Consider the following 22050-nt stretch of genomic DNA (forward strand, 5'->3'; position numbering starts at 1 on the left):
GGGAAGCTCCTGTTATTGTGCGTCGTTGCCGCCGCTCGCGGCGTAAAGGCTCTGGGTGTAGGGATCGGTAAAACTGCCGTCGTGCAGTGCCGTGGCGGGCGCAATCTCGACGATGCGGCCCTTGTTCATCACCGCCATGCGATCACACATGAAGCTGACCACAGGCAGGTTATGGGTGACCATCAGGTACGTCAGCCCCCGCTCGGCCCGAAGGCGTTTCAGAAGGTTGAGGATCTCCGCCTGCACCGACACATCAAGGGCACTGGTGGGCTCGTCCAGCAACATCACCTCAGGCTCCAGCATCAGGGCGCGGGCGATGGCGACACGCTGGCGTTGGCCGCCAGACATCTGGTGCGGGTAGCGGAACCGGAACCGCGCATCGAGGCCCACGTCCGACAGCACCTGTTGCACCCGCGCGTCCTTGTCACCGATCCCGTGGATCGCCAAAGGCTCGGACAGAACCGCATCCACGGTCTTGCGCGGGTGGAGCGAGCCGTAAGGGTCTTGAAACACCATCTGCACCTGTGCGGCCAAGGCTCGGTTCGGCTTGTGGGGGCCGGGTTGGCCCAACACTTCCATCGTGCCGGTCCATTCCGACGCAAGACCACACAACGCCTTGAGAACGGTGGACTTGCCCGAGCCGCTCTCGCCAACCAGGGCGAAGCTTTCGCCCTTGGCCACATCAAAGGAGACATCATGGACAACGCGCAAGCCGTCGTAGGAAATGTTGAGGTTGCTCAGAGAGATAGCCGGGGCGGTCATGTGGTACGCTCCATCACGGGCAGGGTTTCGCGGGTTTCGTGCATTTGCGGCACAGCGGCCAGAAGGCCCCGCGTGTAGGGATGCGTCGCCTTATGCAGATCTTTCGCGGCACAGCTTTCCACCACGCGGCCCGAGTTCATCACAAGGATGCGGTCACAGTAGCGGGCGACCAGTGGCAGGTCGTGGCTGATAAGGATCAGTCCCATGCCCTTGGGGTTGACCGCATTGCCGCCCACCAGATCGTTAATCAGCGCCAGAACATCGCCCTGCACGCTGACATCCAACGCGCTTGTCGGCTCGTCCGCGATCAGCAGGCGGGGGCGCGGGATCAGCATCATCGCGATCATCACGCGCTGGCCCATGCCACCCGACAGCTCGTGGGCATACATGCGGGCCACACGCTCGGGGTCGTTGATCCGCACGGCCTCCAGCATCTGGTGAACGCGGGCTTTGATCTCGGACCGGGGCAGACGTTCATGGGTGCGAAGGGCCTCGGCGATCTGTGCGCCGATGGTCATCACCGGGTTCAGGGAATAGCGCGGGTCTTGCATGATCATCGAGATCTTCGCGCCACGCATCTGCCGCATCTGCCGCTCGGACAGGGCGCCCAGGTCTTGCCCCTCAAAGGCGATTTTGCCTGAGACTTGCCCGGGCCGCCGGATAAGACGCAGGATCGCACGGCCGGTCATCGACTTGCCAGACCCGCTTTCGCCCACGATCCCAAGGCGTTCCTGCCCCAGATCGAAGGACACGCCGTCCACCACATTCACGCGGCCTTTGGGTGTCGGGAAACTGACGGTGAGGTCTTTAACAGAAAGAAGGCTCATCCCTTACGCTCCGATTTTGGGTCCAACACGTCGCGCAGACCGTCCCCGAGGAAACAGAAACCAAGCGACACAAGGATGATGGCAAAGCCGGGGAAGGTAGAAACCCACCACTGATCGTAGATGAACGACCGCCCGCCAGAGATCATCGCCCCCCATTCCGGTTCGGGCGGTTGCGCGCCAAGGCCAAGGAAGCCAAGGCCCGCTGCCGTCAGAATGATCCCCGCCATATCAAGGGTGACGCGTACGATCATCGACGACGTGCAAAGCGGCAGCACATGGCGCGTGATGATGCGCGTGTGCGACCCGCCCAACAGCCGGGCCGCGGCCACAAATTCTGAATTGCGAAGGGTCAGCGTTTCCGCCCGCGCGATCCGCGCATAGGCGGGCCATGTGGTGATCGCGATGGCGATGATCGCGTTCTCGATCCCCGGCCCGAGCGCGGCGGCGAAAGCGAGGGCCAGCACCAGCTTGGGCATCGACAGGAACACATCGGTAACGCCCATCAGGGCGCGGTCGATCCAGCCGCCGAAATAGCCCGAGATCGCCCCGATCAGCAGCCCGAGAGGGGCCGAAATGATCGCCACCAAGGCCACAATCTGCAAGGTGATCTGCGCGCCATGGACAACGCGGGCGAAGATATCGCGGCCCAATTGGTCGGTGCCAAACCAATGGGCAGCCGAGGGCGGCTCCAGCCGACGATCAAGAAACTGCCCGCCGGGGCCACCCGGCGCGATGGTGTCGGCAAAAATCGCCGTCAGGACCAGCGCGGCAATGATAAGCGCCCCCGCCACAGCCAGCGGATTGCGCAGCATATCCTGTGTGATCCGGTAAGCGCGCCCCGATGCGGCCTGAAGGCGCGATGAGGGGCTGTCGTCAATGAGCCAAGCGTGCATCTTAACGGCTCCCTTCGCGGCTACGGGGGTCCAGGACGCGGTAGAGCACGTCGGACACCTTGTTGATCATGATAAACACCGCGCCAATCACTAACGTCGCGCCCAGCACGGCGTTCATGTCGGCGTTGAAAAGTGCGGTGGTCAGGTAGTTGCCGATGCCGGGCCAGGAAAATACGGTCTCAATCATTACTGACCCTTCCAGCAGGCCCGCGTAGCTGAGGCCGATAACGGTAATCAGGGGCACCCGGATCGAGCCGAAGGCATGGACCCAGATCACCCGCCATTCCGGCACACCCTTCACGCGGGCGGTGGTGACGTATTCCTGGCTCAACTGATCCAACATGAACGACCGCGTCATCCGCGCGATATAGGCCAGCGAAAAGACCGCAAGGATCGAGGCGGGAAGGATGATATGCGACCACGCGCTTTTCACGACCTCCCAATCACCATCAAGCACTGCATCGACGGTCAGCAGGCCAGTCACGACGGGGGTTATTCCGTCGTAAAAGATACTCACCCGGCCCGGCCCTTCAACCCAGCCAAGCCAGGCGTAGAACACCGCAAGGCCCACAAGACCCAACCAAAACGCTGGCACCGAATAGCCCAGCAGCGCAAAGACCCGGATCACTTGATCCACCCAACTACCCTGCCATGCGGCCGCCAATACGCCCGCCGGCACGCCAAGGCCCACGCCGATCAGGATGCCGAGGGTTGCCATCTCCAGGGTGGCTGGAAACACCCGAGCAAGGTCTTCCGCCACGGGGCGGTTGGTAGAGGTGGACATGCCCATATCGAATCGCAACACGTCGCCTACATAGCTGACAAACTGCACAATCAGTGGGCGATCGAGGCCCATAGCGATACGCGCCACCTCATATTGTTCCGGCGTCGCGCGGTCACCGACCACTGACAAAACAGGATCAATTGGCACCACGCGACCAATGAAGAAAGTCAGCGCCAAAAGGCCCAGAAACGTCAGCGCAACCACGATAACGAACCGCACAATGCCTAGGCTTGTGCTGCCAATCGGGCCTGATTTGATGTCTTGAAATGCCATCTTGATGGGGGCTCCTCTGGCGAAAATGAAGGTGGCGCCATTTCGCGACGATGTAACATTTTGCTTGGATTTGGCAAATAGTTTTGGTTAGATCAAAAAAATTGTGGTGAAAGTCCATCAATCGTCAAGCCGTGGGGGAGGGAAGAATGGCACGACCAAAGACCGACAAAGACCCCGCCTTGGGTGCTTTGATCCGCAAGCGGCGCAAGCAGCTGGATCTGACGTTGCAGGCGCTTTGCGATGCGGCCGGATTGTCGGTGGGTTACCTCAGTCAGGTGGAGCGTGGGCAATCGACACCTTCGCTCGGTACGTTGGCCCAAATCGCCCAGGCGCTTTCGGTCGGGCTGGAATACTTCATCACCACACCCAAACCATCAGACAGCCTGACACGGGCGGGCGCGCGGCCTCAGTTCTCCATTGATGGCTCGTCCATCATGTACGAATCCGTGTGCGCCGATTTCCCCGGCGCAGAGTTGTCGAGCTACATTCTGCACGTCCCCGCCGGATATGCCTCGGAAGTGGTCAGCCACGAAGGCGAAGAGATCATCTTTCTGCTGGACGGCGAAATCACCCAGACCCTTGGCGGTCAGACCTTCATCTTACAACAGGGGGACAGCCTGCACTACACCGGTTCAACCCCCCATTCGTGGTCCAATGAGACCCAAAGCACGACGCGCATCTTGTGGACCGGCACCCTTTCGGTGCTTCAACGCAAGGGCGCGGTCAAACTGCCCGAAATAACCCCAGCCAATACTAATGGCTAACCTGAAACCAGCACGGAGTTAAAACCCATGAGATTGCTGAAACCCGCCCTTCTGTCGGCGATGCTGGCCCTGCCGCTGGCCACGCCCGCAGCCTTCGCGGATACCCCTGCGGATATCCTCGTTGTGGCCCAGAACATCGACGACATTGTCGCGATTGACCCGGCGCAGGCCTATGAATTCACCTCCGGTGAATTGGTCACCAACACCTATGACCGTTTGGTACAATACGATGCCGAAGACACCACCGTTCTGGCCGCTGGCCTTGCGGAGTCCTGGGAAATCGACGCCGAAGCCAAGACAATCGTCTTCACCCTGCGTGACGGTGTGACGTTCCATTCCGGCAACCCCCTGCGTGGCGAAGATGTTGTAGGCTCGTTCTCTCGAGTTGTGCAGTTGAACCTGACACCGGCCTTCATTCTGACCCAACTGGGTTGGACGCCTGAAAACGTGGGCGAGATGGTTACTGCCGATGGCAACACCGTCACCGTACGCTATGACGGCGATTTCTCTCCTGCCTTCGTGATGAACGTGCTGGCCTCGCGCCCCGCGTCCATCGTGGATATCGAATTGGCGATGGCCAACGAAGTTGACGGCGACATGGGCAACGCTTGGCTGAACGCCAACACGGCCGGTACTGGCCCGTTCTCTCTCAACACCTTCCGCGCGGCTGAATTGATCCGCATGGATGCCAACCCCGACTACTTCAACGGCGCCCCTGCCATTGATGGCGTCATCATCCGTCACGTCGCCGAAAGCGCCACACAGCAGCTGCTGCTGGAAGCCGGTGACGTGGATATCGCGCGTAACCTGACGCCCGACCAGGTCGCGGCATTGGACACAGACGCGCTGCAAGTGGACACGTTCCCGCAAGCCGCCGTTCACTTCCTGTCGTTCAACCAGAACGTCGAAAGCCTGACACCCCCCGCCGTTTGGGAGGCCGCCCGCTATCTGGTGGACTATGAGGGCATGACCAACTCGATCATCGCCGGTCAAATGGAAGTTCATCAGGCATTCTGGCCCGAAGGCTTCCCCGGTGCCCTGACCGACACGCCCTATTCTTACGACCCGGAGCGTGCCGCGCAAATCCTTGAGGATGCAGGCATCGAGCTGCCGATCACCGTCACCCTCGACGTGATTAACGCAGCCCCCTTCACCGACATGGCGCAATCCTTGCAGGCGTCCTTCGCCGAAGCAGGGATCGAGTTCGAAATCCTGCCCGGCACCGGTTCGCAGGTCATCACCCGCTACCGTGACCGTAGCCACGAAGCGATGTTGCTGTATTGGGGCCCTGACTTCATGGACCCCCACTCCAACGCCAAAGCTTTCGCTTACAACTCTGACAACCGTCAGGAAACCTATACCGCCACGACCACTTGGCGGAACTCTTGGGCCGTTCCAGAAGAGATGAACGAGATGACTCGCGCCGCTCTGACGGAATCCGATCCTGCGGTTCGAGAGGAAATGTATCTGGAGCTTCAGCGACAGGTTCAGGCGAACTCGCCCATCGTGATCATGTTCCAAGCCTCCTACCAGGTGGGCATGGCCGACAACGTCAGCGGCTACGTCAACGGCGCGACATCGGACTTCGTGTTCTACCGCCTCGTAGACAAGAGCTGATCGCAACCAGCCTTTTCGCCGGCCTCCCAACGGGGCCGGCGATATTCGTTTTGACCTTTTCCAAAGACTAATGGGGCCAGAGATGGACATTTACAAAGACCGCCTTGCGCGTTTGCGGGTGCGGATGACCGAGACAGGCACCGACCTGGTGGCCCTTGGCCCCACCAGCCATATGACGTGGCTGTCGGGCGCGGACCCCCACGGCGACGAACGCCCAGTGATGCTGCTGGTCAGCCAAAGCCACGCGGGCTTTCTGATGCCCGCGCTCAACGCCAATTCCGTGCGGCAGGCGACGGATCTTCCGTTTGAAACCTGGAGCGATGAGCAAGGCCCAAGCGCCGCGCTGGACCACTTGCTGCAGAGCTGCGGCGTCACCGGCGCTGGCCATTCCGTCGCCTTGGACGAGGCGATGCGCGCCGATTTCGCGCTGCTGTTGATTGACGCCATGGACGCGCCCAAACGGCGCTTCTCGGTCGATACACTGGGCCATCTGCGGGCGATGAAGGACGCGGCGGAAATTGACGCCTTGCGTGCCTGCGCCCACCTCAACGATGCCGCCGCCACCGCCGCCTTCGCGGCCCTGCGCGTCGGTATGACGGAACGGGACGTGCAGACGGTGATCCACGATTACTACAAAGCCCACGGCGCCAAGCCTGAGTTCACCATCATCGGCTTCGGCGAAAACGGCGCCTACCCCCACCACCACACAGGCGACACGGTGCTGCAAGACAACATGGCCGTGCTGATCGACACCGGCTGCCGGATCGGCGGCTACCCCAGCGATATGACCCGCTGTGGCTGGTTCGGCGACACCCCGTCCGCGGAGTTCCTGAAGGTTGCCGAGATCGTCGAAAATGCCGTGCAGGCCGCCATGGCCGTTGTGCGCCCCGGCGTTGTGGCGAAGGACATCGACGCCGCCGCCCGTGGCGTGATCGAGGCGGCGGGATACGGCGAGTATTTCGTGCACCGTACCGGCCACGGCCTTGGCATCGACATCCACGAGCCGCCCTACATCACCGCCACCTCTGAAACGGTGATGCACGCCGGCAACGTCTTTTCCATCGAGCCGGGGATCTATCTGCCCGGTCAGTTCGGCGTGCGCCTTGAAGATATCGTTGTGGCAACCGACGGTGGGGCCGATATCCTATCCGCCTTGTCGCGTACCATCTGGACACCTGCAAGCGCGTCCAACTGACACGACCCCCGCGCCAAGGGTGGGAACCCAAGCCCCTCCCCTTGGCGCGCTTTACATATAGCCGAAGCAGCGGGGCCGTCTTGGCCCTCAACCTTCGAACAGCACACGAGGCGGCCCATGCGGCGGAAACTGATCCTTGATACTGACGGCGGCGTAGACGACGCGCAGGCTTTGCTTATGTTGCTGGCGGCGGGGCATGGACCCGACATGATCCTGACGGTGTTTGGCAACGTGGATTTGCAGACCGCTACGGGGAACATCCTGTCGGTCCTTGCCGTGGCCGGACGCGGCGATATTCCAGTTCACATGGGCGCGGATCGCCCCTTGGTGCAGCCCTTTACCCACGCCAAGGAAATCCACGGCGACGATGGCTTGGGTGGCGCACCGCGTCCTGCCACAATCCCCGAGCCCGCAAGCACCGATGCGGTGGGCGTTCTGATCGACACGCTCCGCGCGGCAGCAAGGGCGGGCGACAAGGTTGATCTGCTGCTGATCGGCCCGCTCACGAACCTTGGCCTCGCTTTACGGACCGCGCCCGATTGCGCTGCGGGCATTGGACAGGTCACGATCATGGGCGGTACTCTTCATGGGCGCGGCAACGTGACCCCGGCGGCAGAGTTCAACATCTTCTCGGACCCCGAAGCGGCGGCCATCGTCTTTGCCGCAGAGATCGAGACCGTTCTGGTCCCGTGGGAGGTCTGCACCGACCATCGTATCAGCGGTGAGACGGTCGACCGGATGCTGGCCAACGCGCCCCAAACGGCGGCCAGGCCGTTCTCTGCCGCGCTGGTGACCCATGCGCGCGGGATTATTCATGGCTACACCGGCAAGGATTACTTCCGCTTCGTCGACCCGCTCGCCGCCGCCTACATCATCGATCCCTCCATCATGACCCGGTCGCTTCAGGCCTCCGTCGACGTGGCGCTCGCCCCCGGCATCACGCGGGGGATGACGGTCGTGGACCCCTCGGGCCGTCTCGGCACCCCGAAGATCACCCTGCTGGAGGAGGCAGACATGGTGCGCGTCAGCGCCTTCTACGAGGCCTCTATCCCCTGCAAATTCCCGGAAGGCACGGCGCGATGACGGCACAGAATCATCCCACCGACGCGCTGATCAACGCCGCTGACGAGGTGAAAATCCGCCAACGCCTTGTGCGCGTGGCCCTTGGTCATGAGCCTGCCGATACGCGGCTTCGGGTGGGCAAACTGCTCGACGTGCATTCGCGCATGTGGCTGACGGATCAAGAAATCATCCTGTCGGGGCGTCGCATCGCCTATGTCGGCCCCGCTGGCAGCTACCCCGGCGAAGTCGCCCATGACGTGCATGAACCGGACCTGATGGCCGTTCCCGGCTTTGGCGAAGTGCACAAACATATCGAATCCTCCCACGTCACCCCGGAATGGGAGGCCGCGCTGGTTCTGCCGCACGGCAACACCTGGACCTGTGAAGCGAGCCACGAATTTTCCAACGTGAACGGCCCGCGCAACCTTGAATTCTGGTTCAAGGCGCGGCTGGGAGGCAGCCCGCAAAAGATCTTCCCCCTTCCCGGCTCTGCCGTGCCACCGACCGCCTATGAATGGGGCGGCGGGCATTTCGGCTACGATGAACAACTGGGATTCATGGCCGACAATATGATGGTTGCAGGGCTGGACGAGGTGATGGATTGGCCCGCCGTCTGGAACCCGGAAAACCCCTCATACGACCGCCTTTGGGGCATGATCGAGGCCACGTTCGAGAAGCGCGGGGTGGTTGAAGGCCACGCGGCGGGTATCCGCGACATGGCGACGATCAACGCCTTTGCTGCGGCGGGGCTGGCCTCGGATCACGAGGCTTGGACGACCGAGGAAGTCTTGGACAAACTGCGGCGCGGCCTGTTCATGGAATTGCGCCCCCATTCCCTGACCGAGATGATTTCGGGATTGATCGACGCGGGCCTTTCGGACTGGAGCCAGTTTGCCCTGACCACCGATGACCGCTCCTGTTCGGACACGCTGAAGATGGGAGCAACGGATTACAACGTGCGCCTTGCGATCGAAGCAGGCCTCGCGCCGGAAATCGCGATCCAGATGGTCACGATCAACCCCGCCCGCCACATGCGCCTGACCCCTTGGGTTGGGTCCATCGCGCCCGGGCGTTTTGGCGATATCGTGTTGTTGGACGATCTGCAAAGCCTGTCCATCGCCAAGGTTTGGGCGGATGCAGAGCTGGTCGCTGACGGCGGCGTCTACGTAAAGCCCGTGCCCAAGATCGACTGGCCCCAATGGGCAACGCAGACAGTTAACATCACCCGCGCCATGACTGCGGATGACTTTGCGATCAAGGCAGAGCCGGGGCGCGAAACCATGACCGCCGCCCTCCTGCGCCCGTTCCATTGGGACGACAATTTTATCGAGATGGAACTGCCCGTAGAGGCCGGTCTTGTGCAGCGCGATACCGCCTGCAATGTCACCAAATTCGCCATCGTCGACCGCTTCTCGGGCGAAGGCAAAACCGCTGCCATGTTCTGGCTCGGCACGGGGCCAAGCACGCCAGACACGGCGTTGGCCTGTTCGATGGGCCACGACAAACACAACATCTGGGCGGTCGGATCATCGGACGCGGCGATGGCGCAGGCGGTGAATGCCCTGCGCGAAACCCAAGGCGGGTGGGCGCTGGTCCGAGAGGGCGAATTGGTCGCCACCGTGCGCTACGAGGTCGGCGGGTTGATGACCTGTCGCGCGCCCCAGGAACTCGATGCCGAGATGCAGAACCTCTACGCCGAGGGGGAGAAAATCGACTGGATGTTCGAGCCGACATTCAGCCCCAGATGGTTCCCGGGCTTCCCCGAACGTCTGGCTTTCGCCACCCTGACCTGCGCCCCTTGGCGGTGGGTGTTGGTGGCCCCGTCCGAGCTTGCACCGCAGGGATTCGTCAATGTCGCAACGGGAGAGACCCATCGGATCGTCTGGTAGGCGGACGACCGCTAAACTGATTTAAATTCAGCCAGTTAGGTAATTACCAAGCAGGTGACCTTAACGGAAACTTGCCACATTCGGGGGTGGGACATAGCCTACCTGTATTCTCGGCCTGACTATACAGTCGGCATTTACAAATCTGGGGAAGACCATGAAAAAACTATCCACCTCGCGCATCGCGGCAGCCTCTGTCGCCGCCATGCTGGCTGCATCGCCTGCACTGGCCCAAGACCGCACGTTCACCATTTCCTGGTGGGGCTTCAACGGCGATGCGCTGCAAGAGATCATCGTCGATCCGTTCCAGGAGATGTGCGACTGCGAAGTCATCTTCGAGACCGGCAACAACTCGGACCGGTTGAGCCGCCTTCAGCTGCGCGGCGGTGAAGGGGTGGACGTGATCTACCTGACCGACCGCTTCTCGCAACTGGGTATCGAACTGGGCCTTTTCCAGCCGATCGACCGCGCGCAAGTACCTAATATTGATGAACTTTACGACCTCGCGCAGACGCCGCAGGGCGAATATGGCCCGGCCTATTCCATCGGTCGCGTCGGCATCGTTTACAACGCCGACGAAGTTGAAGCGCCGATCACCTCGTGGAATGACCTGTGGCGCGAAGATCTGGCGGGCTCGGTTTCCTTGCCCGGCATCACCACCACTGCGGGCCCCATGGTCGTGCTGCGCGCGGGCGAACGGGCGGGTGTGAACGCTTACGAAGACCCTGACGCGGCATTCGCCGAAGTATCCGAGCTTCAGCCAAACATCCTGACCAACTACAACACCGGCTCCGAGATGATTAACCTCTTCTCCACCGGCGAAATCACCGTCTCCATGGCGCAGGACTTCGCACTGGGTCGCCTCCAGGCGGCTGTGCCATCGGTCGTTTGGGCCGATCTGGACGATGGCGCGATTGCCACGCTCAACACCATCAACATCCCCACCGGGTCCGAAAACGTGGAACTGGCGCACCAGTTCCTGAACTTCGTTCTCTCCGCTGAAATCCAGCAAACACTGGCCGAACGCGGCGTTGATGCGCCCGTGAACAACGGTGTGGACCTGACCGAGGAGCAAGCCGCCCCTTGGACCTACGGCGATGAGATGATTTCGAGCCTGAACCAGATTGACTACGTGCCGCTGAACGCGAACCTGACGTCGTGGATCGACCGCTGGAACGAAATCTTCGGCATGTAAGCCGATCTTCTACATGAACCCTCAGGGCGGCTCCAAGCTGCCCCGAGACCCTGACCTCCGGCACCGGATGACTGCCCCATGAACAAAATTACTGGCTGGATCTTATCGTCTCCGGCGACCCTTGCGGTGTCGCTGTTTCTGATCATTCCGGTGGCGGCTACGATCTCTTTCACCTTCACCGCGCCGGGGGGCACCTTCGCCCCCTACGTGGATTTCTTCGCCTCTGGCTTCCAGCGCACAGTCTTGTGGCGCACGTTCGAGATCGCCGCCTTAACCACCGTGATTTCCCTGATCTTCGGCCTGCTAACTGCCTTCGTGGTGTCGCGCAGCCCGCCGTGGATGAAGTCCGTTCTGATCGTGCTGGCGGTATTCCCATTGCTCACCGGCGTCGTGGTACGCTCATTCGCCTGGCTGATCATTTTGGGGCGCAACGGCGTTTTAAATAACAGCTTGGAATGGTTGGGAATAATCGAACGCCCCTTGGCGCTTCTTTATAGCCAAACGGCAGTTGTGCTGGCGTTGATCTATATCTTTATCCCCCTAATGATCCTTGTGCTGATCGGCGTGTTGGAAAACATCCCCGATGACCTGTTGCAGGCCAGCGCGTCCCTTGGGGCGTCACCCACGAAGACCTTCATTCAGGTGATCCTGCCCTTGGCCACACCGGGCCTGATCGTGGGGGCGGTGCTGGTTTTCACCGCCAGTTTCACCTCTTACGCGACCCCGCATCTTCTGGGGGGGACACGTCAGATGATGATGGGCACCTTCCTGCATCAACGCGCGATGACGTCCTTTGACTGGGTCAGCGCCTCGACCGTGGCGGCGATCATGGTGGTAGTGATTGTTACCACGGTTCTCGTCATGACGCGCATCGCCAAGCGCCTTAACCCGATGGCTTCCTGATATGACAAACCGCATCCACCCATTGCTGATCGTGATGACCATTCTGGTCTACATCTTCTTGCTTGGCCCGCTGATCATCATCTTCGGGGCCTCGGTCTCGGACACCACGTTCCTGGCCTTCCCGCCCCAAGGGCTGACGCTGCATTGGTTCGAGAACATCTGGGAAATCTCGGCCTTCCGCCGGACCATCGTGACCTCTTTGCAGGTGGCGTTCCTCGGCACGTTCTTTGCGCTGCTAATCGGCATTCCCGCCGCTTACGCCCTGAACCGCCACCGCATCTACCTTCCCGGTTGGCTCTCGACCCTGTTCGTGCTGCCCATTCTGGTGCCGGAAATCGTCATTGGTTTCTCGCTGCTGCGCTCGGTCAACGTCGGGCTTGGCGCGCCGGTCTTCGTGTCGCTTCTGATCGGCCACACGCTGCTGGTGTTGCCCTATGTGGTGCGGGTGATCTCCGCCTCGCTCGCGTCGTTCGACTTCTCGATTGAAGAAGCCGCGATTTCCCTTGGCAGCCTTCCGGTGAAATCCTTCTTCACCATCGTGTTGCCCAATATCCGGGCCGGCGTGATTGCGGCGTTCATCCTGGCGTTCATCACCTCCATCAACGACGTGTCGGTGTCCCTGTTCCTGACCGGGCCGGGCATCTCCACGCTTCCGATCCAAATTCTCGCCCATGTCGAGCAATTCTTCGACCCGACTGTCGCGTCGGTGTCCGTGTTGCTTATGGGGCTGACCATCATTGTCATGGTTATCGTCGAGCGGACGCTCGGCCTGACCATCGTGGCGAAATAAAAGGCACTTCCCCCATGACACTGCCCCTATCCATCGACAATATCACCGCCCACTACGGCAAGACCAAGGTGCTGGAGGATCTGTCGCTGAACGTCGGTGACGGCGAACTCGTCTCGCTTCTGGGCGCGTCGGGCTGTGGCAAGACCACGACCCTGCGCCTTGTGGCGGGGTTCATGCAGCCCACCAGTGGCGCGATCCGTTTGGGTGACAAGGACCTGACAAAACTGCCCGCCCACGGGCGCGACATTGGCCTTGTGTTCCAAAGCTACGCTTTGTTCCCGCACCTCAGCGTGATGCAGAACGTGGCCTTCGGCCTGAAGCAGCGCAAATTGCCTTCGGCCGAGCAACGCACCCGCGCCATGCAAATGCTGGATCGAGTGGGCCTGTCGCACCTGGCGGACCGCCTGCCGGGAGAGCTTTCGGGCGGCCAAAAGCAGCGCGTGGCGCTGGCCCGCGCCTTGGTGATCGAGCCGCCGCTTCTGATGTTTGATGAGCCTCTGTCAAACCTCGACGCCAAGCTGCGCGTTGATATGCGCGTGGAAATCCGAGAGCTGCAGCGCGCCAACGGCACCACGGCACTCTATGTGACCCACGATCAAGAAGAGGCGTTCTCGATCTCGGACCGGGTGGCGATCATGAACCAGGGCCGGATCATGCAGTTGGACACGCCCGAAACCCTCTACCAACGGCCGGCCAACAGCTTCGTGGCGCGTTTCGTGGGGTTCGAGAACCTGATTGACCTGAAGGTGCAATCGCGCGACGGCGACATGATCACTGCCGTGGCCAATGACGGCACGACGCTATCCCTGTCGCAAGACCGCTTGGGCGCCATCCCCGATGCTTTCATCCTTGCCACGCGCCCGGACGGATTGACCGTGACCAAGGCGGAAGGGGCCGAAGGGCTGCCCGCCACCTTGGGTCTGCGCACCTATCTGGGCCGCGCCTATCAGTATCAGTGCGCCTTTGCGGGTACGCAGTTGCTGGCCAACGGTTCACTCGCGACGCCGTTCGAGCCCGGCACGGGCGCCGTTTTGGTCCCCAACCCGGACCAATGCGCCATCTTGCAGCCGGAATGAAAACGCTTCTGACAAATGCATGGATCATCGCGGTGGACGTCGCGATGACCGAACACAACCGTGGCTGGCTCCTGATCGAGGACGGCAAGATCGCGGCTCTGGGTGGTGGCACCCCGCCCGACGCGCCGGGGGCTGAGGTCCGCGATATGGGCGGCGATATCGTCATGCCCGGCATGGTGAACCCCCACTGCCATATGGCCATGTCCCTGTTCCGCGGCCTTGGCGAAGACGTGGACGACCGCCTTTTTCGTTACATGCTGCCGCTGGAACGCAAGTTCGTGTCGGCTCAGATGGTCCGTGCGGGCTCTGCCCTTTCGGCGCTGGAGATGATCATGGGCGGCGTCACTTGCGTCGCCGATATGTACTATCACGAAACCGAGGTGGCCGATGTCATCGCCGCCTCGGGTATGCGCGGCGTGGTCGGGCAAACGCTGGCCGATTTCGATCCCCCCGATCACCGCGATTTTGACGAAGGCTTTGCCCTGTGTGACGCACTGGCAGATCACTGCGCAGACATGCCCCTTGTGACCGCCTCTATCGCGCCCCACGCGCCCTATTCAACGGGGATGGCCGTGCTGGAACGGGTCGTGGAATGGCACGAGGCCCACCCCGAGGCGCGCATCCAGATCCATCTGGCCGAGACCGAGCCAGAGGCCGCCTGGGCCCTGGACACCTACGGCAAAAGCACCACCGCCGTTTGCGAGCAAGCGGGCCTGCTGAAGCCCGGCACCGTGGCTGCCCATTGCCTTCTGGTGGATGACGCAGACATCGCGACGCTGGCGCGTACCGGCACCCGGGTGGCCCACAACGCGCGGTCCAACGGCAAGGCGGGGCGCGGCATGGCGCGGGTCAATGATATGCGCCGTGCGGGCATTCCCGTGGGCATCGCCACCGATGGCCCGATGAGCGGTAACACCTTGGATTTGTTCTCTCAATTCGGCGTAGTGTCGATCTTTGCCAAGGTTCTTGGCGGCTCTCGCAAGCCATTGCCCACCCGCGACGTGGTCCGCATGGCGACTCTGGAGGGCGCGCAGGTTCTGGGCCTTGATGATGTCACCGGCTCGCTGGAAGTCGGCAAGCAAGCCGACCTGATCCGCGTGGACCTGTCTGCACCACGGATGCAGCCGATCTACGATCCCTATTCCGTCCTCGTCTTCGCCACCAAGCCCGATGATGTGCGCGACGTGATGGTCGCGGGCAACTGGCTGATGCGCGACCGCCTTGTCGAAACACTGGAACCTGCCGCCGTGCTGGCCGACGCCAACCAAGTCGCGGGCCAGTTCCGGTCCGAAATCGCCGCCATTGATGCGGCCCGAGCCGTGAAGGACTGACCCCATGAAAGATCTGCAAGCCGTTCTTGACCACGCCGATGCCCATATGGACGACAGCCTGGAGCGTCTGTTTGAGCTGATCCGCATCCCCTCGGTCTCGACCGTTGCGGCCCATGCCGATGACTGCAAAGCGGCGGCGACGTGGTTGTCAGACCAGCTGAACGAATTGGGATTTGACGCCTCGGTGCGGGCCACCGAAGGGCACCCGATGGTGGTGGGACACAACGAAGGTGCCGATGGCCCCCATGTCCTGTTTTACGGCCACTACGACGTGCAACCGGTGGACCCGCTGGATTTGTGGAACACGGACCCCTTTGAACCCACCCTTGTGCCCGCCCCCGATGGCGACACCCATATCACCGGGCGCGGCGCGACGGACGACAAGGGCCAACTTCTGACCTTCGTGGAGGCCTGTCGCGCTTGGAAAGCCGTCACGGGCCGCCTGCCGATCAAGGTCTCTATGTTGTTCGAGGGCGAAGAGGAATCCGGTTCCAAAAGCCTCGGCCCCTTCCTTGAAGCCACGAAAGAAGAGCTTCGCGCCGATGTGATGATGGTCTGCGACACCGATATGTGGGACCGCGAAACCCCCGCGATCACCACCATGTTGCGTGGCATGGTGGGCGAAGAGTTCACCATCACAACCGCCGACCGTGACCTGCATTCCGGCATGTTTGGCAACGCCGCACGCAATGCGCTGCAAGTGACCTCGGACGCGCTGTCGAGCCTGCGCAAGGCTGATGGCGGCGTGGCGATTGAGGGGTTTTATGACGGCGTGCAAGACCTCGCCCCTGAAATCCGCGCCCAATGGCAAAGCCTGCCGTTCGATCAAGCGGGCTTCCTTGGGGATGTGGGCCTCAGCATCCCGGCGGGTGAAAGCGCCTATTCGATCATGGAGCAGGTCTGGGCCCGCCCCAGCTGTGAAATTCACGGGGTGATCGGCGGCTATACCGACCCCGGCTTCAAGACGGTGATCCCGGCGCAGGCGACGGCAAAAGTGTCGTTCCGTCTGGTGGCAGGCCAAGATCCCTTCCGCATCCGCGATGCCTTCCGCGACCATATCCGCGCCCATGTGCCCGCCGATTGCTCGGTCGAATTCACCTCGCATGGGGCCAGCCCGGCACTGTCCCTGCCGCTCGATAGCCCCTATCTGGCCGCCACCCGCGACGCCTTGGGGCAGGAGTGGAACACCGAAGCGGCCTTGGCGGGCGCCGGCGGCTCGATCCCGATTGTGGGGGAGTTCAAACGCCAATTGGGCATGGACACGCTGCTGGTGGGCTTCGCGCGTTTCGATAACCGCATTCACAGCCCGTACGAGAAGTACGACCTGTCGAGCTTCAAAGGCGGCATCCGGTCCTTCATCCGCATCCTCGCGGCACTATCCGAAGTTGAATCCGCATGACCCCTGCCCTGCCCGTCTTGATTGATACCGACCCCGGCCTCGATGACGCGGTGGGTATCCTGTTTGCGCTGGCCTGCGGCCGGTTTTCCGTCACCGCCATGACCGCTGTGGCGGGCAATATCGGGATCGGGACGACGACCCGCAACATCGGACGGCTCTTGGCGGCGATGGGCCGCGATGATGTCCCCTACGCGGCGGGGGCGGTTGGCCCCTTGCAGGGCGACGGCCTTGATGAGGTCGCGATCCACGGGAATGACGGCATGGGGGGCGTGGACCTGCCCGCGCCGCTGACCTTGCCCGACGCCCGCGGTGCCACGGCGCGTCTCGCCGAGGTGTTGGCGGCAGCACCTGCGGGGGCACTCACCCTTCTGGCGCTCGGCCCGTTAACCAATCTGGTGCATTTGGCCCACGACGCGCCGCAGGCCTACGTCCGCATTGGGCGCATCATCGCCATGGGCGGCACGATCCACGAACCGGGCAACGCCGGACCCTATGCCGAGTTCAACATCGCCAGTGATCCCTTGGCCGCACAGATGGTGTTCGATGGCCCCGTGCCCACCACCCTGATCCCGCTGGATGTGACGCGAAAGCTGCGGGCGACGCCCGATGACCTCGACCGTTTGGCCGCCCTTGGCACCGATGCGGCGCGGCTGTCCGCTGACCTGATCCGCGCCTATTTTCATGGCAACGCCGATCGCGCTTCGCGCCCCTTGCACGACCCTTGCGTGATGCTGATGGCCCTGCATCCCCAGCTGTTCGGTGTGGAGCAGATGCGCCTTTGCGTAGATACGGCCGAGCATCCCGGCCGTTTGTCGCAAATGCAAAACGGTGCGATGGTGGACGTGGCCATGACCATCGACGCGCCCGCGGCGCTAGAGGCCCTTTGGCGCGGGCTTGGAACCGTTTAGGCGGGCAATTCCACCTCGACCAGCCGCGTCCAGAACGCCATGCCCGGCGCGATAGCGGCATCGTTGAAATCGTAGCCGGTGTTGTGGTGCAACGCGCCGTCCACCGCCGGACCGTTGCCCAACCAAACGTAGCACCCCGGCACGTCTTGCGAGAAAAACGCAAAGTCATCCCCTGCGGTTGAGGGCGGAAATTCCGTGCGGATGTTGCCATTTCCTAGGGCCGTTTGCGCCGCAGACAGCGCCCGCGCAGTGGTCTCGGCGTCATTGACCACGGGCGGAATGCGCCGCGTGAAACTGTAGCTTGCCGTCACCCCAAAAGCCGCCGCGATACCGTGGGCGACGGTGCCAATCTCGGCCTCCAGCTGGTCGCGGACCCCGGGGGTGTATGCCCGTGCAGTACCCGCAACCCGTGCCGTGTTGGGGATGACGTTCAGCGCCTTGAAATCCCCCGCCTCCAACGCGCAGGCGCTGACCACGGCGGGCTGCAACGGGTCCACGACACGGGCCACGATCGCGTGGATCGCGGCCAGAAACTGCCCCGCAGCGGTGATCGGATCACGGCCCAGATGCGGTTTCGCGCCGTGGGTGCCAACGCCTGTGAACGTGACCTCCCAACTATCGGAAGAGGCCAATTGCGGCCCGCTCACCACCGCCATCTCATCGGGGTCGAGACCGGGCATATTGTGAAGGCCATAGACGCGGTCCACCGGGAATTTGTCGTAGAACCCATCGTCAATCATCGCCTTGGCGCCCCCGCGCCCCTCTTCCGCGGGCTGGAAGATGAAATGAACCGTGCCCGAGAAGTTTCGCGTCGCCGCCAGATGCCGCGCGGCCCCCAAAAGCATGGTTGTATGCCCGTCGTGGCCGCAGGCGTGCATTTTCCCGTCTTGGGTGGACTTGTAGGGCGGATTGCCTGTCTCTGGCATCGCGAGCGCGTCCATATCGGCGCGAAGCGCTATGCGTCCGGTCCCATTGCCTACGGTCAACGTCCCCACAACGCCGATTTTGCCAAGGCCGCGATCGACAGAAATACCTGCCTCTGTCAACTTTTGGGCGACGATCTCTGCCGTGCGCTCTTCCTCGAACCCCAGTTCGGGGTGCGCGTGTAGATCATGGCGCAGGGCCACCAGCATGGCGTGTTCTTCAGCGTCAATCGTGAGGGGCGCAGACATGGCTTGTCATTCCTTTGTGTCTTATACGACAACAAGTCTGACCCATCCCCGCGACCGACACAAGGAGCCAACAGATGCGCCTGGAACCCCACGCCTTTTGGCAGCACCTCGACGCCCCCGGCACCCATGCGACGGCTCCCGGCACCGTGTATCAAAAGGCCTATCCGGCGACCTTGCCGGACGGGCGACAATTGCTTTTGCCGATCCGGGATTTGCCCGGCGGCGCGGGGGCAGTCGCCTCTCTCATCGTGAATCAGGCCTCCTTTATTGTGGAGGACGCGTTGGCAGACGCCATGGCGGCACAGTGGCAGGACACGGCACCCGATGTGGTTGTCGGGGTGCCGACCCTGGGCCTGCCGATGGCGAACGCACTTGCGCGGCGTTTGGGCCATGGCCGCATGGTGCCCTTGGGCACATCGCGGAAGTTCTGGTACGAGGATGCGCTGTCGGAACCGATCAGTTCCATCACCTCCCCCGGTCGCGGCAAGACCATCTACCTTGATCCGCGCATGGTGCCGCTACTATCTGGGCGCAAGGTGCTGTTGGTGGATGATGTGGTGAGCACCGGCACCTCTCTCGCGGCTGTCTTGCGCCTGTTGGCGAAGGCCGGGATCATGCCCGCTGGAATTGCCGTTGCCATGGAACAGGGCACGCAGTGGCACCAGACCCTGCCTTTAGCCGAACGCCTTCGTGGCGCGATAAAATCCCCCCTCCTCACGGCGTCTGGTGAGGGATATGTCGTATCGAGCTAACGCGGGCGGTCCGGGCACTTGGGCTTTCAGCGCCGTCAAAAGCCTCCGCCTGCCCCGCTCTCCGCTGCCGTCGCCTGGGGTCCCGCTGAACTACAGAAAACCGAATGCGTTAACCTTTTCGTCATAGTTACGCCCAATTTTTTGTAAATTACTGATGAAAGAGAATCCGCCACCCCGTCTGCAACCCGAGGGTCGGCTGGAAACAATAAAGAGGTGTGACAGTGAGAATTCTGGTGGTCGACGATGATCCTATCGCTTTGGAGCTTATGAAAGTGCTCCTGAAGCAAGCCGGTCATAAAAACGCAGTCTTTGCGGAGTCGGGCGCAGAGGCGTTGGATATCCTGCGCAGGTCTCGCAAGGGTTACGATTGCCTGATTTTCGATATCAACATGCCGGTCATGGACGGGATCGAGCTTTGCGCGGAAGTTCGCACCATGGCGAAGTTTGCACGCACACCGGTTCTGATGCTGACGGCACGGTCAGACTTCGCCGCGATCGCCGAAGCGTTCCGTGCGGGCGCGAACGACTACGTGACCAAGCCATTTGACGTGGCTGACATCAACTCACGCTTGGATGTTGCGATCCGCATGAGCAAATCCCAGGAAATGCTGCCGATCCTGCAAACCATCGAGGCGCAGCCTGACGAGACCTTGGGCGCACATCCCTTCAAGGTTTCCGAGCCTGTGAAGCTGCCCGTTGAAAGTGGTCTGATTGATAGCTTTTCCCTTGGGAATTATCTCGCGAAGCTGACAAAGATACGGGTCAAAAGCAGCATCGTATTCGCCGTCAAGGTGGCGAATATTCAATCCCTGTATCTAAGCTGTACGACCAGCGAATTCACCTCGATCTTGAGTGATATCTCCAAGGCGATTTATAACGCGGCAGAGAACCCGCATACACTCAGCTCGTACATCGGCGACGGGAATTTCATCTGCATCACCCGCGATGACATTTTGGAAACCCAACCCGACATCGGCAACAAGGTAGAGGCCATTTATGGCCGCCTCGCACGGGCCCACGAAGATAGCGACATTCGCGGGGTTACATTTAAAACCGGCCGTGCGATCCGCCCCAATGGCAGCCGCTCGCACCGCGTGAAGCCCACGATCAACCGCGCTCTCTCGGCGCTGGATCGCACGGCCGAGATCCGCTCTGCCTAAGGGTTAGATCGTACCGACATGGGCCGCAAAGGGGCGGCCCTAGCCCGACGTCTTTTTCACGAATTGGGATTTCAGCCCCATCGGGCCGATGCCGGGCACCTTGCAATCAATATCGTGATCGCCGTCCACAATCCGAATATTGCGCACCTTGGTGCCCACTTTGACGACCGATGACGTGCCTTTGACCTTCAAGTCTTTGACAACGGTGACCGTGTCGCCATCCTCCAGCACATTGCCGACGCTATCGCGCACCTGCGGGGCCGCATCGTCGGGCGATCCTGCCGCCCATTCGTGGCCGCATTCGGGGCAATTCAGCAGGGCATCCACTTGGTAGGTGAAGGCCGACGCGCATTCGGGGCAAGGCGGTAAAGTATCCATCATTTCCCACCTATAGGCCCGCCATTGCCGCCCTGCCAGCACTTAACTTGGGCAATGCAGAGGCCCATGGCGGGCTTTGGGGGAACGTGTCTTGCGCTGGTTAGGGGGGAGACGGCGTTCGCAAGGCCGCCTCAATGCTGCCCGTAGACTGCGCCATCGGCCAACACGACCGTGTCCATCGCGATATCCCACGGCATCGGAAAGATCGTGTCGATAACACAATCGGGAAACCCCACGCCGATGATCCTTGGGGGCGTGCGAAGTTGCGCCAAGGTCCGGTCGTAGTATCCGCCGCCATTGCCGAGGCGAAAACAGGATCTGTCGACACCGAGCAACGGCGAAATCACGATGTCGGGCGTCTCTTCCGGCCCATGGGCGGGGACGGGAATGTTCCAGATCCCCCGTGTCATCGCGCAATCCGGTGACCACGCCCGGAAAACCAGGGGGGCGTTTTTTTCGACGACCACGGGAAGCAACACCTCAGCCCCCGCGTCATGGGCCTGGGTCATCCACCCGCGCAAATCTGGCTCTCCCCGGATCGGCCAATAGACCGCGATCTTCTTACCGCTTTCCGGCCCGACGATCGGGGCGAGTGTTTCGGCCAGAGTTGCCGTCAACTGGGCGCGATCAGCGGTGGACAGGCGCCGACGGGCAGCCATCAGTCGGGCACGCTCGGCGGTGCGGAAACGCGCCACGTCCTGGGCCATGGTTGGATCAATCGGCTCCCCGTTTATCAGCAGATGTGCGGTACACGGGGCCGTTCCTCCGTGATCGTCGTCCTCCATGCTCGGGCCTTTCTGAGATGACAGTGGATCGGGTGAATATAGCCTGCTTCGCCCGCGTTGCGGGATCAAGCCCGATCGGGTGCATGCCCATCACCGCCCCCCCATAAAAAAGCGGGCACCTGTTTCCAGATGCCCGCC

The 22050-nt window shown here is 61.9% G+C and carries 21 protein-coding genes; 14 read left to right on the forward strand and 7 right to left on the reverse strand.

Annotated features, from left to right (window positions below; all coding sequences use genetic code 11):
• Nucleotides 1-12: 12 nt before the first annotated feature.
• From AADW23_RS17055 to AADW23_RS17070, 4 genes are read right to left on the reverse strand one after another with little or no spacing between them, the layout of a single operon-like run.
• Nucleotides 13-762 (reverse strand): ABC transporter ATP-binding protein, encoded by a 750-nt coding sequence (locus AADW23_RS17055; RefSeq protein WP_341862143.1) that lies wholly within the window; start codon nt 760-762, stop codon nt 13-15.
• Complete coding sequence (locus tag AADW23_RS17060; protein WP_341862144.1) at nt 759-1589, reverse strand: ABC transporter ATP-binding protein; 831 nt, start codon at nt 1587-1589, stop codon at nt 759-761. Before AADW23_RS17060 ends, AADW23_RS17055 begins: the two co-directional genes overlap by 4 nt.
• Nucleotides 1586-2482, reverse strand: coding sequence for an ABC transporter permease (locus tag AADW23_RS17065; protein ID WP_341862145.1), 897 nt, complete (start codon nt 2480-2482; stop codon nt 1586-1588). The genes AADW23_RS17060 and AADW23_RS17065 overlap by 4 nt, the downstream gene beginning before the upstream one ends.
• Before the next feature lies 1 nt (nt 2483).
• Nucleotides 2484-3539 carry an ABC transporter permease gene (locus tag AADW23_RS17070; protein WP_341862146.1) on the reverse strand — a complete coding sequence of 352 codons (1056 nt, stop codon included), beginning with the start codon at nt 3537-3539 and terminating at the stop codon, nt 2484-2486.
• Between the two features lie 146 nt (nt 3540-3685).
• On the opposite strand from AADW23_RS17070, the gene AADW23_RS17075 reads away from it, so the two are divergent.
• The 12 genes from AADW23_RS17075 (at nt 3686) to AADW23_RS17130 (ending at nt 17665) form a co-directional block, all read left to right on the forward strand.
• On the forward strand, nt 3686-4303 hold the full coding sequence (locus AADW23_RS17075; RefSeq protein WP_341862147.1) for a cupin domain-containing protein: 618 nt from the start codon (nt 3686-3688) through the stop codon (nt 4301-4303).
• Nucleotides 4304-4330: 27 nt separating this feature from the next.
• Nucleotides 4331-5920, forward strand: coding sequence for an ABC transporter substrate-binding protein (locus tag AADW23_RS17080; RefSeq protein ID WP_341862148.1), 1590 nt, complete (start codon nt 4331-4333; stop codon nt 5918-5920).
• Nucleotides 5921-6002: 82 nt separating this feature from the next.
• A complete protein-coding gene (locus AADW23_RS17085) occupies nt 6003-7115 on the forward strand; it encodes an aminopeptidase P family protein (RefSeq protein ID WP_341862149.1) in 1113 nt (370 codons plus the stop codon).
• A gap of 117 nt (nt 7116-7232) precedes the next feature.
• Nucleotides 7233-8198, forward strand: a complete 966-nt coding sequence (locus tag AADW23_RS17090; protein ID WP_341862150.1) for a nucleoside hydrolase — start codon at nt 7233-7235, stop codon at nt 8196-8198.
• On the forward strand, nt 8195-10066 hold the full coding sequence (locus AADW23_RS17095; protein ID WP_341862151.1) for an adenine deaminase C-terminal domain-containing protein: 1872 nt from the start codon (nt 8195-8197) through the stop codon (nt 10064-10066). The genes AADW23_RS17090 and AADW23_RS17095 overlap by 4 nt, the downstream gene beginning before the upstream one ends.
• A gap of 154 nt (nt 10067-10220) precedes the next feature.
• Nucleotides 10221-11258, forward strand: coding sequence for an ABC transporter substrate-binding protein (locus tag AADW23_RS17100; protein WP_341862152.1), 1038 nt, complete (start codon nt 10221-10223; stop codon nt 11256-11258).
• 78 nt (nt 11259-11336) lie between these two features.
• Nucleotides 11337-12161 (forward strand): ABC transporter permease, encoded by an 825-nt coding sequence (locus tag AADW23_RS17105; protein ID WP_341862153.1) that lies wholly within the window; start codon nt 11337-11339, stop codon nt 12159-12161.
• Between the two features lies 1 nt (nt 12162).
• On the forward strand, nt 12163-12951 hold the full coding sequence (locus AADW23_RS17110; protein ID WP_341862154.1) for an ABC transporter permease: 789 nt from the start codon (nt 12163-12165) through the stop codon (nt 12949-12951).
• 14 nt (nt 12952-12965) lie between these two features.
• Nucleotides 12966-14027, forward strand: coding sequence for an ABC transporter ATP-binding protein (locus AADW23_RS17115; RefSeq protein ID WP_341862155.1), 1062 nt, complete (start codon nt 12966-12968; stop codon nt 14025-14027).
• Nucleotides 14024-15358 (forward strand): amidohydrolase, encoded by a 1335-nt coding sequence (locus AADW23_RS17120; protein ID WP_341862156.1) that lies wholly within the window; start codon nt 14024-14026, stop codon nt 15356-15358. The genes AADW23_RS17115 and AADW23_RS17120 overlap by 4 nt, the downstream gene beginning before the upstream one ends.
• A gap of 4 nt (nt 15359-15362) precedes the next feature.
• Entirely contained in the window at nt 15363-16757 is a 1395-nt protein-coding gene (locus AADW23_RS17125; protein ID WP_341862157.1) for a M20/M25/M40 family metallo-hydrolase, read from the forward strand.
• Complete coding sequence (locus tag AADW23_RS17130; RefSeq protein WP_341862158.1) at nt 16754-17665, forward strand: nucleoside hydrolase; 912 nt, start codon at nt 16754-16756, stop codon at nt 17663-17665. Before AADW23_RS17125 ends, AADW23_RS17130 begins: the two co-directional genes overlap by 4 nt.
• Here AADW23_RS17130 and AADW23_RS17135 read toward each other — a convergent pair.
• On the reverse strand, nt 17662-18837 hold the full coding sequence (locus AADW23_RS17135) for a M20 aminoacylase family protein (RefSeq protein ID WP_341862159.1): 1176 nt from the start codon (nt 18835-18837) through the stop codon (nt 17662-17664). The genes AADW23_RS17130 and AADW23_RS17135 overlap by 4 nt on opposite strands.
• Before the next feature lie 74 nt (nt 18838-18911).
• Between AADW23_RS17135 and AADW23_RS17140 the strand changes: the two genes are divergently transcribed.
• Nucleotides 18912-19589: a phosphoribosyltransferase gene (locus AADW23_RS17140; RefSeq protein WP_341862160.1), complete on the forward strand. Its 678-nt coding sequence runs from the start codon at nt 18912-18914 to the stop codon at nt 19587-19589.
• A 215-nt stretch (nt 19590-19804) separates the two neighbouring features.
• Nucleotides 19805-20749: a response regulator gene (locus AADW23_RS17145; RefSeq protein ID WP_341862161.1), complete on the forward strand. Its 945-nt coding sequence runs from the start codon at nt 19805-19807 to the stop codon at nt 20747-20749.
• A gap of 39 nt (nt 20750-20788) precedes the next feature.
• Here AADW23_RS17145 and AADW23_RS17150 read toward each other — a convergent pair whose 3' ends face one another.
• A complete protein-coding gene (locus AADW23_RS17150; RefSeq protein ID WP_341862162.1) occupies nt 20789-21130 on the reverse strand; it encodes a zinc ribbon domain-containing protein YjdM in 342 nt (113 codons plus the stop codon).
• A gap of 128 nt (nt 21131-21258) precedes the next feature.
• Complete coding sequence (locus AADW23_RS17155) at nt 21259-21912, reverse strand: 5-formyltetrahydrofolate cyclo-ligase (protein ID WP_341862163.1); 654 nt, start codon at nt 21910-21912, stop codon at nt 21259-21261.
• Between the last annotated feature and the right edge of the window lie 138 nt (nt 21913-22050).

The sequence above is a fragment of the Gymnodinialimonas sp. 57CJ19 genome, from assembly GCF_038396845.1.
Taxonomy (GTDB): domain Bacteria; phylum Pseudomonadota; class Alphaproteobacteria; order Rhodobacterales; family Rhodobacteraceae; genus Gymnodinialimonas.

What these genes read in the sequence shown, in the direction of transcription:
- AADW23_RS17055 (WP_341862143.1), bottom strand. Translation starts at nt 762, where the DNA reads ATGACCGCCCCGGCTATCTCTCTGAGCAACCTCAACATTTCCTACGAC.
- AADW23_RS17060 (WP_341862144.1), bottom strand. Translation starts at nt 1,589, where the DNA reads ATGAGCCTTCTTTCTGTTAAAGACCTCACCGTCAGTTTCCCGACACCC.
- AADW23_RS17065 (WP_341862145.1), bottom strand. Translation starts at nt 2,482, where the DNA reads ATGCACGCTTGGCTCATTGACGACAGCCCCTCATCGCGCCTTCAGGCC.
- AADW23_RS17070 (WP_341862146.1), bottom strand. Translation starts at nt 3,539, where the DNA reads ATGGCATTTCAAGACATCAAATCAGGCCCGATTGGCAGCACAAGCCTA.
- AADW23_RS17075 (WP_341862147.1), top strand. Translation starts at nt 3,686, where the DNA reads ATGGCACGACCAAAGACCGACAAAGACCCCGCCTTGGGTGCTTTGATC.
- AADW23_RS17080 (WP_341862148.1), top strand. Translation starts at nt 4,331, where the DNA reads ATGAGATTGCTGAAACCCGCCCTTCTGTCGGCGATGCTGGCCCTGCCG.
- AADW23_RS17085 (WP_341862149.1), top strand. Translation starts at nt 6,003, where the DNA reads ATGGACATTTACAAAGACCGCCTTGCGCGTTTGCGGGTGCGGATGACC.
- AADW23_RS17090 (WP_341862150.1), top strand. Translation starts at nt 7,233, where the DNA reads ATGCGGCGGAAACTGATCCTTGATACTGACGGCGGCGTAGACGACGCG.
- AADW23_RS17095 (WP_341862151.1), top strand. Translation starts at nt 8,195, where the DNA reads ATGACGGCACAGAATCATCCCACCGACGCGCTGATCAACGCCGCTGAC.
- AADW23_RS17100 (WP_341862152.1), top strand. Translation starts at nt 10,221, where the DNA reads ATGAAAAAACTATCCACCTCGCGCATCGCGGCAGCCTCTGTCGCCGCC.
- AADW23_RS17105 (WP_341862153.1), top strand. Translation starts at nt 11,337, where the DNA reads ATGAACAAAATTACTGGCTGGATCTTATCGTCTCCGGCGACCCTTGCG.
- AADW23_RS17110 (WP_341862154.1), top strand. Translation starts at nt 12,163, where the DNA reads ATGACAAACCGCATCCACCCATTGCTGATCGTGATGACCATTCTGGTC.
- AADW23_RS17115 (WP_341862155.1), top strand. Translation starts at nt 12,966, where the DNA reads ATGACACTGCCCCTATCCATCGACAATATCACCGCCCACTACGGCAAG.
- AADW23_RS17120 (WP_341862156.1), top strand. Translation starts at nt 14,024, where the DNA reads ATGAAAACGCTTCTGACAAATGCATGGATCATCGCGGTGGACGTCGCG.
- AADW23_RS17125 (WP_341862157.1), top strand. Translation starts at nt 15,363, where the DNA reads ATGAAAGATCTGCAAGCCGTTCTTGACCACGCCGATGCCCATATGGAC.
- AADW23_RS17130 (WP_341862158.1), top strand. Translation starts at nt 16,754, where the DNA reads ATGACCCCTGCCCTGCCCGTCTTGATTGATACCGACCCCGGCCTCGAT.
- AADW23_RS17135 (WP_341862159.1), bottom strand. Translation starts at nt 18,837, where the DNA reads ATGTCTGCGCCCCTCACGATTGACGCTGAAGAACACGCCATGCTGGTG.
- AADW23_RS17140 (WP_341862160.1), top strand. Translation starts at nt 18,912, where the DNA reads ATGCGCCTGGAACCCCACGCCTTTTGGCAGCACCTCGACGCCCCCGGC.
- AADW23_RS17150 (WP_341862162.1), bottom strand. Translation starts at nt 21,130, where the DNA reads ATGATGGATACTTTACCGCCTTGCCCCGAATGCGCGTCGGCCTTCACC.
- AADW23_RS17155 (WP_341862163.1), bottom strand. Translation starts at nt 21,912, where the DNA reads ATGGAGGACGACGATCACGGAGGAACGGCCCCGTGTACCGCACATCTG.